At 64.1% G+C, this 14,471-nt stretch carries 13 protein-coding genes and 1 pseudogene; 13 read left to right on the top strand and 1 reads right to left on the bottom strand.

The features are described from left to right. The first annotated feature begins 13 nt into the window (after nucleotides 1–13). From mscK to trxC, 3 genes are all read left to right on the top strand, one after another. Entirely contained in the window at nucleotides 14–3,331 is a 3,318-nt protein-coding gene (gene mscK / locus ACI2JX_RS18190) for a mechanosensitive channel MscK (RefSeq protein ID WP_404690676.1), read from the top strand. A 159-nt stretch (nucleotides 3,332–3,490) separates the two neighbouring features. Continuing rightward, complete coding sequence (gene selO, locus ACI2JX_RS18185) at nucleotides 3,491–4,951, top strand: protein adenylyltransferase SelO (protein WP_264235647.1); 1,461 nt, start codon at nucleotides 3,491–3,493, stop codon at nucleotides 4,949–4,951. Nucleotides 4,952–5,003: 52 nt separating this feature from the next. Then, entirely contained in the window at nucleotides 5,004–5,438 is a 435-nt protein-coding gene (gene trxC, locus ACI2JX_RS18180) for a thioredoxin TrxC (protein ID WP_368973103.1), read from the top strand. Here trxC and ACI2JX_RS18175 read toward each other — a convergent pair. After that, nucleotides 5,435–6,208: a ParA family protein gene (locus ACI2JX_RS18175; RefSeq protein WP_404690675.1), complete on the bottom strand. Its 774-nt coding sequence runs from the start codon at nucleotides 6,206–6,208 to the stop codon at nucleotides 5,435–5,437. The genes trxC and ACI2JX_RS18175 overlap by 4 nt on opposite strands. Nucleotides 6,209–6,522: 314 nt before the next feature. Here ACI2JX_RS18175 and ACI2JX_RS18170 point away from each other — a divergent pair, with 314 nt between their 5' ends. From ACI2JX_RS18170 to ACI2JX_RS18125, 10 genes and pseudogenes are all read left to right on the top strand, one after another. After that, nucleotides 6,523–7,251 (top strand): beta-ketoacyl synthase chain length factor, encoded by a 729-nt coding sequence (locus ACI2JX_RS18170; RefSeq protein WP_404690674.1) that lies wholly within the window; start codon nucleotides 6,523–6,525, stop codon nucleotides 7,249–7,251. Next, nucleotides 7,227–8,045 (top strand): lysophospholipid acyltransferase family protein, encoded by an 819-nt coding sequence (locus ACI2JX_RS18165; RefSeq protein ID WP_368973073.1) that lies wholly within the window; start codon nucleotides 7,227–7,229, stop codon nucleotides 8,043–8,045. Before ACI2JX_RS18170 ends, ACI2JX_RS18165 begins: the two co-directional genes overlap by 25 nt. Next, complete coding sequence (locus ACI2JX_RS18160; RefSeq protein WP_186556593.1) at nucleotides 8,014–8,286, top strand: phosphopantetheine-binding protein; 273 nt, start codon at nucleotides 8,014–8,016, stop codon at nucleotides 8,284–8,286. The genes ACI2JX_RS18165 and ACI2JX_RS18160 overlap by 32 nt, the downstream gene beginning before the upstream one ends. Nucleotides 8,287–8,295: 9 nt before the next feature. Next, nucleotides 8,296–8,550: an acyl carrier protein gene (locus tag ACI2JX_RS18155; protein WP_186556592.1), complete on the top strand. Its 255-nt coding sequence runs from the start codon at nucleotides 8,296–8,298 to the stop codon at nucleotides 8,548–8,550. Then, on the top strand, nucleotides 8,547–9,092 hold the full coding sequence (locus tag ACI2JX_RS18150; RefSeq protein ID WP_264235654.1) for a hypothetical protein: 546 nt from the start codon (nucleotides 8,547–8,549) through the stop codon (nucleotides 9,090–9,092). The genes ACI2JX_RS18155 and ACI2JX_RS18150 overlap by 4 nt, the downstream gene beginning before the upstream one ends. Then, nucleotides 9,089–10,762 carry an AMP-binding protein gene (locus ACI2JX_RS18145; protein ID WP_404690673.1) on the top strand — a complete coding sequence of 558 codons (1,674 nt, stop codon included), beginning with the start codon at nucleotides 9,089–9,091 and terminating at the stop codon, nucleotides 10,760–10,762. The genes ACI2JX_RS18150 and ACI2JX_RS18145 overlap by 4 nt, the downstream gene beginning before the upstream one ends. Then, nucleotides 10,755–11,489: a glycosyltransferase family 2 protein gene (locus ACI2JX_RS18140; RefSeq protein WP_404690672.1), complete on the top strand. Its 735-nt coding sequence runs from the start codon at nucleotides 10,755–10,757 to the stop codon at nucleotides 11,487–11,489. Before ACI2JX_RS18145 ends, ACI2JX_RS18140 begins: the two co-directional genes overlap by 8 nt. Beyond that, nucleotides 11,486–12,419 (top strand): annotated as a pseudogene (locus tag ACI2JX_RS18135) (glycosyl transferase). Before ACI2JX_RS18140 ends, ACI2JX_RS18135 begins: the two are co-directional and overlap by 4 nt. Then, complete coding sequence (gene hutH, locus ACI2JX_RS18130; RefSeq protein WP_264235658.1) at nucleotides 12,406–13,944, top strand: histidine ammonia-lyase; 1,539 nt, start codon at nucleotides 12,406–12,408, stop codon at nucleotides 13,942–13,944. Before ACI2JX_RS18135 ends, hutH begins: the two are co-directional and overlap by 14 nt. After that, nucleotides 13,937–14,362 carry an acyl-CoA thioesterase gene (locus ACI2JX_RS18125; protein ID WP_404690671.1) on the top strand — a complete coding sequence of 142 codons (426 nt, stop codon included), beginning with the start codon at nucleotides 13,937–13,939 and terminating at the stop codon, nucleotides 14,360–14,362. Before hutH ends, ACI2JX_RS18125 begins: the two co-directional genes overlap by 8 nt. Nucleotides 14,363–14,471 lie beyond the last annotated feature (109 nt).

Genomic DNA, 14,471 nt, shown 5'->3' with positions numbered 1-14,471 from the left:
CAAGACTCTGCCTATGTCCCTGCGCGTGTATCTCCGCGCAGCCCTGCTCGGGCTGTGCTTGTCCCTCTCGTTCGCTGTCAGCGCGGCCGAGGCTCCAACCACCGCCAGCATCCAGAACAGCCTCGACAAGATTGCCGATCGCAAGCTTCCAGAGGCCGAGCAGAAGGCTCTGCAGCAAGTCCTCGAAGACACCTTGAGCCTGCTCGCCAGCAAGGAAGACAGCGAGAAGAAGCTCGCCGCGCTCAAGCAACAGCTGGCCGACGCTCCGCGCCTGACCAGCGAAAGCCAGCGCGAACTGATCAAGCTCAAGACCAGCAAGACCATACCGGTTGCCCAACGCTACGCCAGCCTCAGCGTGCCGCAGTTGGAACAGCTGCTCAGCGAACGCAGCACCCTTCAGGGTGAGCTGCAAAAAGCGCTGTCCGAAGCCAATAGCCTGATCATCAACTCGCAGACCCGCCCCGAACGGGCCCAACGCGAGATCAGCAACAACCAGACTCGCGCCCAACAGATCAACAGCAGCCTCAAGTCCGGCAAGGACAACGGCAAGACCCTGTCCGCCGACCAGCGCAACCAGCTTAATGCCGAACTGGCATCGCTCAACGCCGTGACCCTGCTGCGCCGCCAGGAACTGGCTGGCAACGGCCTGCTGCAAGACCTGGGCAACGCTCAGCACGACCTCTTGATCGAACGCGCAGCACGTCTGGAGCAAGAAATCCAGGACCTGCAGACGCTGATCAACGACAAGCGCCTGGCCCAGTCGCAGCAAACCGTCACCCAGCAGTCGATCGAAGCGCAAAAAGCCGGTGGCAGCAGCCTGTTGGCCACCGAGAGCGCTGCCAACCTCAAGCTTTCCGACTACCTGCTCAAAAGCACCGACCGCCTCAACGAGCTGACCCAGCAGAACCTCAGGACCAAGCAGCAGCTCGATAGCCTGACCCAGGCCGACCAGGCCCTGGACGAGCAAATCAACGTGCTCAAGGGCAGCCTGCTGCTGTCCAAGATCCTCTACAAGCAGAAGCAGACCCTGCCGCACCTGAAGCTCGACCGCGACCTGGCCGACCAGATCGCCGACATCCGCCTGTACCAGTTCGAGATCAACCAGCAGCGCGAGCAGATGAGCAACCCAGTGGGCTACGTCGACCGCCTGCTGGCCACGCAGCCCGAGCAGGATGTCACCCCACAACTGCGCAAAGCCCTGCTGGAAGTGGCGATTACCCGCAGCGACCTGCTTGAACGGCTGAACCGCGAACTGTCCGCCCTGCTTAACGAGTCGATCACCCTGCAGCTCAACCAGAAGCAGCTGCTGAGCACTGCCCAGGGCCTGCGTACCACCCTGGAAGAGCAGATGTTCTGGATCCCCAGCAACAAGCCGCTGGATTGGGAATGGCTGCGCAGCGTGCCGCAACGCTTCGTCGACCAGGTCGCCAACCTGCCCTGGGGTTCGGGGATCAAGGAGCTGACTGACGGCCTGATCCAGCGGCCGCTGCTGTTCCTGCCGCTGTTCCTGGTCATCGGCGGGCTGTTGTGGCGCCGCAAATACCTGTACCAGCGGCTGGGCAAGGTTCACCAGGACATCGGCCACTTCAAGCGCGATAGCCAGTGGCATACGCCCCAAGCCATCCTGATCAACATTCTCCTGGCCTTGCCGGTCAGCATTGCCCTGGCCCTGGGCAGCTACGCACTACAGATCGACGCGCGTGGGCAGAACGCCAACCTCGGCGCGGCACTTTGGCAACTGGCCCAGGCCTGGTTGGTGTTCTACACCGCCTATCGCATCCTTGCCCCGGGCGGAGTGGCAGAAATCCACTTCCGCTGGCACAAGCCGCAAGTCGAGTTCCTGCGCGGCTGGGTGCGCCGCCTGGGTACCGTGGTACTGGCATTGGTCGGCGTGGTGGCGGTGGCTGAGCACCAGCCCTCGGCGTTGGCCGACGACGTCCTGGGGATCGGCGTGGTGCTGACCTGCTACGCGCTGATGGCCTGGCTGCTCAGCCGACTGCTGCTCAGCAGCCCGGCGCACCGCGATACCTCGCTGTTCCGCAAAGCAGTCGGGGTGGCCTTCACGGCCCTGCCGATCGCGCTGTTCGTGGCGGTATGCTTTGGCTACTACTACACCGCGCTGAAGCTCACCGACCGGCTAATCTACACCCTCTACCTGCTGCTGTTCTGGCTGGTGATCGAGGCCGCCTTCGTCCGGGGCCTGTCGGTGGCCGCTCGGCGCCTGGCCTACCAACGTGCGCTGAGCAAGCGCCAGGCGACCAAGGAAGGGCTCGATGGCGAGGTCATCGCCGAGGAGCCGACGCTGGACATCGAGCAGGTCAACCAGCAGTCGCTGCGCCTGATTCGCCTGGCCCTGCTTGGGGGGTTCATTGGCGGCCTGTACTGGGTCTGGTCGGACCTGATCACGGTGTTCGCCTACCTCAACAACTTCACCCTCTACGAGTACACCAGCGGCACCGGTGCCGCCGCCAGCATGGTGCCGATCAGCCTCGGCGATCTGCTTGGCGCGCTGGTGATCGTCGGCATCACCTTCGCCCTGGCGGGCAACTTGCCTGGCCTGCTGGAAGTGCTGGTGCTGTCGCGCTTGAACCTGGCCCAGGGCAGCGCCTACGCCACCACCACGTTGCTGTCGTATGTGATTGCCGGGGTGGGCTTCGTCAGTACCCTGTCGACCCTCGGGGTCAGCTGGGACAAGTTGCAATGGCTGGTCGCCGCGCTATCGGTGGGCCTGGGCTTTGGCATGCAGGAGATCTTCGCCAACTTCATCTCCGGCATCATGATCCTGTTCGAACGCCCGGTGCGCATCGGCGACACCATCACCATCGGCAACCTGTCTGGCACGGTGAGCAAGATCCGCATCCGTGCCACCACCATCACCGACTTCGACCGCAAGGACATCATCGTCCCCAACAAGACCTTCATCACCGGCCAGCTGATCAACTGGTCGCTGACCGACACGGTTACCCGGGTGACCTTGAAGCTGGGCATCGACTACGGTTCGGACCTGGACCTGGTGCGCGACCTGCTGCTCAAGGGCGCCCATGAGAACCCGCGGGTACTCAAGGATCCGGAGCCGCTGGTGTACTTCCTCAACTTCGGCGAAAGCTCGCTCGATCACGAGCTGCGCATGCACGTGCGCGATCTAGGCGACCGCAACCCGACCCTGGATGAGATCAACCGCTACATCAACCGCGAGTTCAAGGCGCACAACATCAAGATTTCGGTGCGCCAGGTCGAGGTGTTCCTGATGGATACCCAGGGGCAGAAGCAGAAGTTGATTGCTGTCGAGGGGGGTGATGGCACTGCACCGCAGGGCACTCGGCCGGTGTAACTGGACTCCAAAGGGCGTGAACCGCAGAATTGCGTCGAGGGCTACGCCCTCGTTCGCAGGCAAGCCCACGCCCACAGGAGCCGCATAATACCTGTAGGCGCTGGCTTGCCTGCGAAGGGCCGCACAGCGGCCGCCAATTCTCCAACCAGGAGCCGGCCCTTGAAAGCCCTCGACCAACTGACCTTCGACAACCGCTTCGCTCGCCTGGGCGATGCGTTCTCCACCCAGGTCTTGCCCGACCCGATCGCCGACCCACGGCTGGTCGTCGCCAGCCACTCGGCCATGGCCCTGCTCGACCTCGACCCCGCGCAAGCCGAGCTGGCGCTGTTCGCCGAGCTGTTCAGCGGGCACAAGTCCTGGCAAGACGCCGACCCACGGGCGATGGTCTATTCGGGCCACCAGTTCGGCTCCTACAACCCGCGCCTGGGCGACGGTCGCGGCCTGCTGCTCGGCGAAGTGGTCAACGATGCTGGCCAGCACTGGGACCTGCACCTCAAGGGCGCCGGCCAGACCCCTTACTCGCGCATGGGCGATGGCCGCGCAGTACTACGCTCGTCGATCCGCGAGTTCCTCGGCTCCGAAGCCCTGCACGCCCTGGGCATCCCCAGCAGCCGCGCCCTGTGCGTAATCGGCTCCAGCACCCCGGTCTGGCGCGAAACTCGCGAAAGCGCGGCGATGCTCTTGCGGGTTGCCCAAAGCCATATCCGTTTCGGCCACTTCGAATATTTCTACTACACCCGCCAGCCGGAGCAACAACAGCTGCTGATCGATCATGTGCTGGATCAGCATTACCACGAATGCCGCGAGGCCGAGCAGCCGTACCTGGCCATGTTCCGCAGCATCGTCGAGCGCAATGCCGAGCTGATTGCCCGCTGGCAAGCCTATGGCTTCTGCCACGGGGTGATGAACACCGACAACATGTCGATCCTGGGTATCACCTTCGACTTCGGCCCGTTCGCCTTCCTCGACGACTTCGACGCCAATTTCATCTGCAACCACTCCGATGACCGAGGCCGCTACAGCTACTCCAACCAGGTGCCAATCGCCCACTGGAACCTCAGCGCCCTGGCCCAGGCCCTGACACCCTACATCGAGGTCGAGGCGCTCAAACAAGCGCTTGGGCTGTTCCTGCCGCTGTACCAGGCGCATTACCTGGACCTGATGCGCCGCCGCCTGGGTTTGACCAGCGCCGAGGACGATGACCTGGCGCTGGTCGAGCGCTTGCTGCAACGCATGCAAAGCGGCGGCGTCGACTACACGCTGTTCTTCCGCCGGCTTGGCGAGCAGCCGGTGGCCGAGGCCCTGAAGGTGGTGCGTGATGATTTCATCGACCTCGCCGGCTTCGATGCCTGGGGCGCAGATTATCTGGCCCGCTGCGAGCGGGAGCCTGGCAATGCCGAAGGGCGGCGTGAGCGGATGCATGCGGTGAATCCGCTGTATGTGCTGCGCAACTACCTGGCGCAGAAAGCCATCGAAGCGGCTGAGGGCGGCGATTACAGTGAAGTGCGGCGGTTGCATCAGGTGCTGAGCAACCCCTTCGAACAACAACCCGGGATGCAGGCCTATGCTGAACGGCCGCCAGAGTGGGGTAAGCATCTGGAGATCAGTTGCTCATCCTAGTACTAGTCTTTCCCGGGGGCGCAAAGCGGCCCCAAAACACTCAGGAGCTTCTATGTCAGAACCATTACTGATCCCCTGCCCGCATTGCAACGGCCTCAACCGCCTGCCCGCCGCACGCCTGAACGACGCCCCCAAATGCGGCCGCTGCAAACAGGACGTACTCCTGAGCAAACCCTTCGACCTCAGCGAAAGCAGCTACGCCAGCCAGATCAAAGGCGACCTGCCGCTCCTGCTGGACGTCTGGGCCGACTGGTGCGGCCCATGCAAATCCTTCGCACCGATCTTTGAACAGGCTGCCAGCCAACTCAGCGGCCGCTGCCGCCTGGCCAAACTCGACAGCGAGGCCAATCGCAACCTGGCCGGGCAACTGGGCATCCGCTCGATTCCCAGCCTTATCCTGTTCAAGAATGGCCGCGAAATCAGCCGCCAAGCGGGCGCCTTGCCACTCCAGTCATTGCTGGAGTGGTTGCGTAGCCAAGGGGTCTAGGCGTTTTCTTCGAGCAGCGAGTGCAACTCGACAAACTGCTGAGTGAGCTTGTGCCGGGGCTCCAGATGGATCAGCGGCAAGCTGGCGTGGTGCGATTCGCGCATCTTCACCGAGCTACTCAGGTACACCGGCAACACCGGCAAACCCTCTTCCAGCAGCTCATCGAGCATCTGTTGCGGCAAGCTGGCGCGTGACTGGAACTGGTTGACGACAATGCCTTCAACCACCAGATCTTCGTTGTGGTCATCCTTGAGTTCTTCGATCTCAGCCAGCAGGCCATACAGCGCCTGGCGCGAGAAGCTGTCGCAATCGAACGGAATCAGCACTCGATCGGCGGCGATCAACGCGGAAACCGCATAGAAATTCAGCGCAGGCGGGGTATCGATGTAAATGCGCTCGTAATCCTCATCCAGATCATCGAGCAGTTTGCGCAGCTTGTTGATCTTGTGCTTGGCCTCAAGCTTGGGCTGCAGGTCGGCCAGCTCCGGGGTCGCGGTGACCACGTGCAGGTTGTCGAACGGTGTTTCGTAGATATCGACCTTGTTCTTCTTGGCAAACGGCCCGCTGGACAGGCTCTGCTTGAAGAAGTCGGCGATACCCATGGGGATGTCCTCACCAGTCAGCCCGGTCAGGTATTGGGTCGAGTTGGCCTGGGCATCCAGGTCGATCAGCAGGGTCCGATAGCCCTCATTGGCGCTCACCGCTGCCAGGTTGCAGGCGATGCTCGACTTGCCCACACCACCTTTCTGATTGAATACCACGCGCCGCATGAGAGACCTCCGTGTATCAACGAATGCCCGAGTATGTGGGCAGTGGCCGGGCTTGACCAGTACCGTTGCTCAACCTTCTCCTACAACAACCGATACCTTGTCCAGGCACTGTTATCAGACGTATCTGGCTCGCCAGCGAAGCCATGTATCGCTAACCTCGTGATTTTTCCGCTGGCCACGGTCTAAGCATTTGCTACAGCTCGGCAGCACCGGGATAATGCGCGCCAGTCGGCGAATGCCAATCCCCTGTCAGGCCGTTGTGGCGCTCATTTCAATGCAGAACGCGTCTCCACAGGGCGGGAAACAGACACATCGTGATCACCTTCGACATCAGCCAATGGCGCGCTTGGGCTCCAGGCCTGCAGACGCCTGTCGATTGGCAGGCCTGGGCCGATGGCGCCGATCTGCCTGCAGATGACGGCCAAGCGCCATACGTAGGGTTCTTGCCGGCCATGCAACGGCGGCGGCTGAGCTATCTGGCGCGCATGGCGTTTGCGGTCGGCTGGCCGCTGGTCGAAGGTATCGAGGCCTTGCCACTGGTGTATGTCTCGCGCCACGGCGAAACCCCGCGCACCTTCGCCCTGCTCAGCGAGCTGGCCGAGCGCCAGCCGTTGTCACCCACCCAGTTCAGTTTGTCGGTGCACAATGCGGTGATCGGCTTGTGGTCGATCCTGCGCGGCGAAACCAGCGAAATGACCGCCCTGGCGGCGGCCGGCGACGGTTTCGAGCAAGGCGTGATCGAGGCCGCGGGCCTGCTCCATGAGGGGGCGCCGGCGGTCCTGCTGATCGTCGCCGAAGAGCAGCCGCCAGTCGCCTACCGGCCGTGGATCGATGATGTGCCCTGCTCCTACGCCTTGGCCCTGCTACTGACCCCCGGCACGCAGTGGCAACTGACCCTCGGCCAAGCGTTGTCAGGGCAAGCAGCAACGGTCCCTGCGCCGCTGCCGCATGCACTGAGCTGGCTACGCGCCCTGCTCAGCGAGCAAACCCGCCTCACTCACCCAGGAACGCAGCGCTCATGGACCTGGCAACGACAGCCATGAACACGCCTCGCGACGCCTACTATTGGCGCCTGCTGGCGACCGCCCTGAGCTTCTTGCTGTTCGGCGTCGGTGGCCTGTGCCTGCGGCTGCTGGTGTTTCCTTTGCTCGCCTGCCTGCCAGGTGATGCCGAGCGCCATCAACAACGCGCCAGGCGCACCATCGGCTGGCTGTTCTGGCACTTCATCCGCTTCATGCGTGCCAGCGGCGTGCTGACTTATGAGATCATTGGCGCCGAGCGCCTGGGGCGCCCTGGGCAGATGATCATTGCCAACCATCCGTCGCTGATCGATGTGGTGTTTCTTATCGGCCTGGTGCGCAACGCCAACTGCGTAGTCAAGCAAAGCCTGTTCGCCAACCCGTTCACCCGTGGCCCGGTCCGCGAGGCGCAGTACCTGGGTAACGATGGCAGCATGCAGATGTTCGATGCGGCAGTCGATGCACTGCACCAGGGCCAGCCACTGATCATCTTCCCGGAAGGCACCCGCACCGAACCCGGCAAACCACCGGCCTTTCATCGTGGCGCCGCCGCAATCGCCCTGCGCGGTGCGAAGATCATCACGCCTGTGACCATCAGCGTCAGCCCCACCACGCTGACCAAGAACGAGCCGTGGTACCGCATCGCCCGGCGCCGCGTGCACGTGCGCCTGAAGGTCGGCGGCGACATTGACCCGGCGGCTTTCGCAGCCCAGGGCCCGGCGCCCATGGCCTCGCGCCGGCTCAACGACTATCTGCATCACTATTTCATCAAGGAGCTCGCCGAAGATGAGCGATCCACAGCAACACCTGAACCGTGATATCAAGCAGTTGATCATCGATGCCCTGGGCCTTGAAGACATCACCGTGCAGGACATCGACGACCAACAGCCCCTGTTCGGCGAAGGCCTGGGCCTGGATTCGGTGGACGCGCTCGAACTCGGCCTGGCCCTGCAGAAGCACTTCGGCATCAAGATCGACGCCGATGCCAAGGACACCCGTAGCCATTTCAGCAACGTCGCCAGCCTGGCGGCGTTCGTCACTGCCCGTCAGGCCGCCTGAGACCGCCCCATGCAAAACCGTGAAGACATCTTCAATATTCTGCGCGACGCCTTGGTCGAGCTGTTTGAAACCAACCCTGCCAGCATCACCCTGGACTCCAACCTGTACCAGGACCTGGAGATCGACAGCATCGATGCCATCGACCTGATCGACCATATCAAGCGCCAGACCGGCAAGAAGATCAGCGCCGAAGACTTCAAGAGCGTGCGCACCGTGGGCGATGTGGTCGAAGCCGTATTCCGCCTGGTCAACACTGCGGCATGAAACGCCTGGTCGGCCTTGGCCTGGTGCTGGCCGGCGTGCTGTATCCGTTTGCCGTGCATTTCGGTCTCGGCCACTTCGCGCCCTGGCAGTTTGCCGTGTTGCTCGGTGGCCTGTGGCTGGCCCGCAGCGTCAGCGCACCGCGCCGCCCCGGCAACCTGTGGATGGCGGCAGTAGCGCTGACGTTCTGCGCCGTGCTGGCATTTTCCGACAGCAGCCAACTGCTGCGTTGGTATCCGGTGCTGGTCAACGCCTTCATGCTGGTGTTGTTCGGTTCGAGCCTGAAATACGGCCCGCCGCTGGTTGAGCGCTTGGCCCGCTTGCGCGAACCGCAACTGCCTGAAGCGGCGCTCAGCTACACCCGCCGAGTGACCCAAGTGTGGTGCGGCTTCTTTGTGCTCAACGGCGGGATCGCTGCGGCTCTCACCCTCTGGGCGCCGCTGAGCTGGTGGACACTGTACAACGGCCTGATTGCCTATATCGCCATGGGCCTGCTGTTTGCCGGTGAATGGCTGACACGACAACAGGTGCGAGGACGCGCATGAACTGGATCAACCCCGAGCAGCTGTTGCGCCCCGTGGACGGGCCGCGCTTGGTCACGATGGCGCCCGCCCTGACGCATGCCGAGCTGTGTGAACAGGCCTTGCGCCTGGCCGGTGGCCTACAAGCGAAAGGTATCCAGCGCCTGGCGGTGCACCTGCAAGACGCTGCCGCGCTGGCCATCGCATTGCTCGGTGCCTGGCGCGCCGGCGTGCAGGTCTTGCTACCGGCCGACCTGCAAGCGCAGACCCGCGCACGCTGGAACGATCAGGTCGACCTGTGGATAAGTGACCAGCCCGACGACCTCAGCATCGCTGACCTACGGGGCGAACCGCTGCCACCCGCCGAGCTGGATCTCGATAAGTGCCGGATTGGCCTGTGCACCTCAGGTTCCAGCGGCCAAGCCAAGCTGATCGACAAGCGCCTGCGCCAGCTGGCCAATGAAGTCACCGCCCTGGAGCAGCTGTGGGGCGCGGCGCTTGGCGATGCCTGGATCATCGGCAGCGTGGCCACCCAGCACATCTACGGCTTTCTGTTCCGCGTGCTTTGGCCTCTCTGTGCCGGCCGGGGTTTCCTGCGCCAGCCAATGCCCTTCCCCGAAGATCTGCAACGGGCCAGCCGCGAACTGCCAAGCTTTGCCTGGGTGGCCAGCCCGGCACTGCTCAAGCGCATGGGCGATAACCTTGATTGGCCAGCGTTGAGCCAGGTGCGCAAGGTGTTCTCATCAGGGGGTGAGCTGCCGGCCGCGGCAAGTGCACGTCTGCAGCAGCGGCTTGGCCAATGGCCCGTGGAGATCCTCGGCAGCTCGGAAACCGGCGGCATCGCCTGGCGAGAGGGCGGCGACCTGTGGCAACCCTTCGCAGGCGTGCAACTTGCTGTGGATGAACAGGGCGCCCTGCGCATCGCCTCGCCCTACTTGCCGCCTGGCCATATCGAACAAAGTGCCGACGCTGCCGAACTGTTCAGTGATGGCCGCTTGCGCCTGCTCGGCCGCCTCGACCGCATCGTCAAGCTGGAAGAAAAACGTATCGCCCTGCCCATGCTCGAACAGGCGCTGTGCCGCCACGCCTGGGTCAGCGAAGCGCGCCTGGGCGTGATCGAGGAAGGCCGTGCCTCGCTGGGCGCCTTGTTGGTACTTAGCCCAGCCGGCGTGCACGCCTTGCGCAACCAGGGCCGGCGGACCTTGCTCGACAGCCTGCGCCAGCACCTGGCCCAGTATTGCGAGGCGCTGGCCCTGCCTCGGCGCTGGCGGCTGCTACGGCAATTGCCGATGAACGCCCAAGGCAAGCTGGCCGAGGCGCAGGTCCAGGCCCTGCTCAAAGCACCACGGGCGAATGATCCACAGGTGCTTGAGCGGCTGGAAGAGGGCGCTCTGCTGCGCCTGTGGGTACCTGCGGACCTGCCCTGCTTCACCGGCCACTTCCCGACCACGCCGATCCTGCCGGGCGTGGTGCAGATCGACTGGGCGATTACCCTCGGCGCAGCACTGGTGCCGCCAGGGCTGCGTTTCGCCGGCATGGAAGTGCTCAAGTTCCAGCAACTGGTGCGCCCCGCAGACGAGCTCGAACTGAGCCTGCGCTTCGACCCGCAACGCAGCAAGCTGTACTTTGCCTTCAGCCGCGCAGGGCAACCCTGCTCCAGCGGTCGCATTGCGTTGGAGGCCGCCTGTGCATAAGCCTTGCGCGGTGATCCCGGTGTACAACCACGAACGGGCGGTGCCTGCCGTGGTCGCTGAATTGCGCCGGGCGGGCTTACCCTGCGTGCTGGTGGACGACGCCAGCCATCCGCCCTGCGCCGGGGTGCTACGCCAGCTGGCTGGCCAGCCGCAGGTGTTCCTGATCACCTTGAGCAGCAACCAGGGCAAGGGCGGCGCGGTGATGGCCGGCTTGCGCGAGGCGGCGCGGCTGGGGTTTAGCCACGCCCTGCAAGTGGACGCCGATGGCCAGCATGACCTGGCTGATATCGCCACCTTCCTGGCCCAGTCGCAGGCCCATCCGCAGGCGCTGATCTGCGGTTATCCACAGTACGACGCCAGCGTGCCCAAGGGCCGCCTGTATGCCCGCTACCTGACTCACGTATGGGTGTGGATCAACAGCCTGTCGCTGGCGATCCCTGATTCGATGTGCGGTTTTCGGGTCTACCCGCTGCCAGCGACCCTGGCCCTGATCGACTCGGTGCAACTGGGCCTGCGCATGGATTTCGACACGGAAATTCTCGTGCGCCTGGCCTGGCGCGAGCAACCGATGCGCTGGCTGCCAACCCGTGTGCATTACCCGCAGGACGGCGTCTCGCACTTTCGCCTGGTGCACGACAACGCGCTGATTTCGCGCATGCACGCGCGCTTGTTCTTCGGCATGCTGCTGCGCGCGCCACTGATCCTCTGGCGCCGGTGGCGACGATGAACAGCCCATCACGGCACTGGGCCGAGCAACGCGAACGCGGCAGTTTCTGGTTGATGAAGCTCACCGCCGGGCTGGTGCGCCTGCTTGGCCGGCGCCTGCTCAGCCCGCTGATCCACGCCATCGTGCTGTACTTTTTCCTGTTCGGCCGCCGTGCCCGGCGCAGTGCCTGGCAGTATCAACAACGGCTGGCTGCGCACAGCCGCGCAGCCACGCCAGCGCCCAGCCACTGGCAGGTGTTTCGCCAGTTCATGGCGTTCGCCGACTCCCTGCTGGACAAGCTCGACGCCTGGAACGGCAAGCTGCGCCTGCAAGATATCGAAATCGACGACCCTGCCGGCCTGCGCCAGCAACTGCGCGGCAGCCGCGGGCAAATGCTGGTCGGTGCGCACCTGGGCAACCTCGAGGTGTGCCGGGCCTTGGCCGAGTTGGGCGAGCAGGTAACCATGAATGTGCTGGTGCACACCCGCCATGCCGAACGCTTCAATCGCTTGCTGGGCGAAGCTGGGGCCAGCCACCTGCGGCTGATCCAGGTCAGCGAGCTGGACCCGGCGATCATGCTGCAGCTGTCCGAACGCCTGGAACGCGGCGAATGGCTGGCGATTGCTGGCGACCGCGTCCCCTTGCATGGCGCGCGTACGGTCGAGGTGGATTTCCTCGGCCATCCGGCCGCATTTCCCCAAGGCCCCTGGCTGCTGGCGGGGTTGTTGGGTTGCCCGGTCAACCTGCTGTTCTGCCTCAAGCGCGAAGGCCGCTATCGGATCACACTGGAGCCGTTCGCCGAGCGCCTGCACTGGCGGCGCGACCACCGCGAACAGGTGATCGGCGAATGGGCTGCGCGCTACGCTGCGCGGCTGGGCCATTATTGCCAGCAGGCGCCCACCCAGTGGTTCAACTTCTACCCCTTCTGGAAAGACCGATGACGACGCATGAGTCTGTAACCTTCGGCGAGGCGCCGCTCGCCATCGAGGATGTCCTGGCCCTGAGCCAGCGCCAAGCAGCCGCACGCCTGGAGGAGGCCCCCGCCTATCGTGAGCGGATCGCTCGCGGCGCGCGTTTTCTCGACACCCTGCTGGACAAGGAAGGGGTGATCTACGGCGTCACCACCGGCTATGGCGACTCGTGCGTGGTGGCAGTACCGCCGGAGCACGTCGAAGCCCTGCCGATCCACCTGTACACCTTTCACGGCTGCGGCCTGGGCAAGCTGCTCGAGCCTGCGGCCACCCGCGCGGTGCTGGCGGCGCGGCTGCGCTCGCTGAGCCATGGGATGTCGGGGGTGCGCCTGGAGTTGCTGGAACGGCTGCGGGCGTTCCTCGAACACGACATCCTGCCGCTGATCCCCGAAGAGGGCTCTGTGGGCGCCAGCGGCGACCTGACCCCGCTGTCATACGTAGCGGCGACCCTGTCTGGCGAACGCGAGGTGCTGTACCGCGGTGAAAAGCGCAGCAGCGCCGACGTCCATCGCGAGCTCGGCTGGCAACCGCTGGTGCTGCGCCCCAAGGAAGCCCTGGCATTGATGAACGGCACCGCCGTGATGACCGGCCTGGCCTGCCTGGCCTTTGGCCGCGCCGACTACCTGCTCAAGCTGGCCACCCGGATTACCGCACTCAACGTGATCGCATTGCAAGGCAACCCTGAGCATTTCGACGAGCGCCTGTTCGCCGCCAAACCGCACCCCGGCCAGACCCAGGTCGCCGCCTGGCTGCGCCAGGATCTGGCCATCGACGCCCCGGCTGCCCCGCTGCACCGCCTGCAAGACCGCTACTCGCTGCGCTGCGCACCCCATGTACTGGGGGTGCTGGCCGACAGCCTGGGCTGGTTGCGCAGTTTTATCGAAACCGAGCTCAATAGCGCCAACGATAACCCGATCATCGATGGCGACGCCGAGCGAGTTCTGCATGGTGGCCATTTCTATGGCGGCCATATCGCATTCGCCATGGACAGCCTGAAGACCCTGGTGGCCAACGTCGCCGACCTGCTCGACCGCCAGCTCGCGCTGCTGGTCGACGAACGCTACAACCATGGCCTGCCGAGCAATCTGTCCGGCGCCGAAGCCGACCGTGCGATGCTCAACCATGGCTTCAAGGCAGTGCAGATCGGCGCCAGCGCCTGGACCGCCGAGGCGCTCAAGCAGACCATGCCTGCCAGCGTGTTCTCCCGCTCCACCGAATGCCACAACCAGGACAAGGTAAGCATGGGCACCATCGCCGCACGCGATGCCTTGCGCGTTCTTGAGCTGACCGAGCAGGTCGCTGCGGCAACCCTACTGGCGGCCAATCAGGGCGTCTGGTTGCGTGGCCGCCAGGCAGGTGAGCGACCACTGCCGCCAGCGCTGGCTGAGATGCATGGCGCATTGCTGGAAGACTTCGCCCCCGTCATCGAAGACCGCGCATTGGAGCGAGAACTGCGCCTGTGCCTGAGCCGTATCGCCGAACGACACTGGAGGCTGCATGCGTAGCCCCGGCGTGTTCCACGTCGATACTGAGATCGTCGTGCCGTTCTTCGATGTCGACAGCATGCACATCGTCTGGCACGGGCACTACGTCAAGTACCTGGAAGTCGCCCGCTGTGTCTTGCTCGACAAGCTCGAGCACGACTATCGGCAGATGCATGCCAGCGGCTACATGTGGCCGGTGATCGACTTGCAGCTGCGCTACATCCGTGGCGCCACTTTCGGCCAGCGCCTGAACGTGCGCGCCAGCCTGGTGGAGTGGGAAAGCCGGCTGAAGATCAATTACCTGATCAGTGATGCTGAAAGTGGCGAGCGCATGACTCGCGCCAGCACGGTGCAGGTTGCAGTGCACATCGATAGCGGCGAAATGCAACTGGCCTCACCGCAGGTGATGCTCGACGCGGTGCAGAAGGTGCTGTCATGAAACTTGCCACTGGGCCCGCTTTGCTGGCCATCGCAACGCTGCAAAACCCTGTGGGAGCGGGCTTGCCCGCGAAGGGTCGCAGCGCGACCCCAAACCCTCCAAACCACTC

This window comes from Pseudomonas sp. NPDC088890 (genome assembly GCF_044900155.1).
In the GTDB taxonomy this organism is placed as follows: domain Bacteria; phylum Pseudomonadota; class Gammaproteobacteria; order Pseudomonadales; family Pseudomonadaceae; genus Aquipseudomonas; species Aquipseudomonas urmiensis.
Note: the sequence above shows the minus strand (reverse complement) of the source record. Positions and strands in the feature narration are given on the sequence as shown.

Excerpts from the sequence above, each read along its gene's own strand:
- trxC (WP_368973103.1), top strand. The coding sequence starts at position 5,004 with ATGTCAGAACCATTACTGATCCCCTGCCCGCATTGCAACGGCCTCAAC.
- ACI2JX_RS18145 (WP_404690673.1), top strand. The coding sequence starts at position 9,089 with ATGAACTGGATCAACCCCGAGCAGCTGTTGCGCCCCGTGGACGGGCCG.
- ACI2JX_RS18175 (WP_404690675.1), bottom strand. The coding sequence starts at position 6,208 with ATGCGGCGCGTGGTATTCAATCAGAAAGGTGGTGTGGGCAAGTCGAGC.
- ACI2JX_RS18125 (WP_404690671.1), top strand. The coding sequence starts at position 13,937 with ATGCGTAGCCCCGGCGTGTTCCACGTCGATACTGAGATCGTCGTGCCG.
- ACI2JX_RS18155 (WP_186556592.1), top strand. The coding sequence starts at position 8,296 with ATGCAAAACCGTGAAGACATCTTCAATATTCTGCGCGACGCCTTGGTC.
- ACI2JX_RS18165 (WP_368973073.1), top strand. The coding sequence starts at position 7,227 with ATGGACCTGGCAACGACAGCCATGAACACGCCTCGCGACGCCTACTAT.
- hutH (WP_264235658.1), top strand. The coding sequence starts at position 12,406 with ATGACGACGCATGAGTCTGTAACCTTCGGCGAGGCGCCGCTCGCCATC.
- ACI2JX_RS18150 (WP_264235654.1), top strand. The coding sequence starts at position 8,547 with ATGAAACGCCTGGTCGGCCTTGGCCTGGTGCTGGCCGGCGTGCTGTAT.
- ACI2JX_RS18160 (WP_186556593.1), top strand. The coding sequence starts at position 8,014 with ATGAGCGATCCACAGCAACACCTGAACCGTGATATCAAGCAGTTGATC.
- mscK (WP_404690676.1), top strand. The coding sequence starts at position 14 with ATGTCCCTGCGCGTGTATCTCCGCGCAGCCCTGCTCGGGCTGTGCTTG.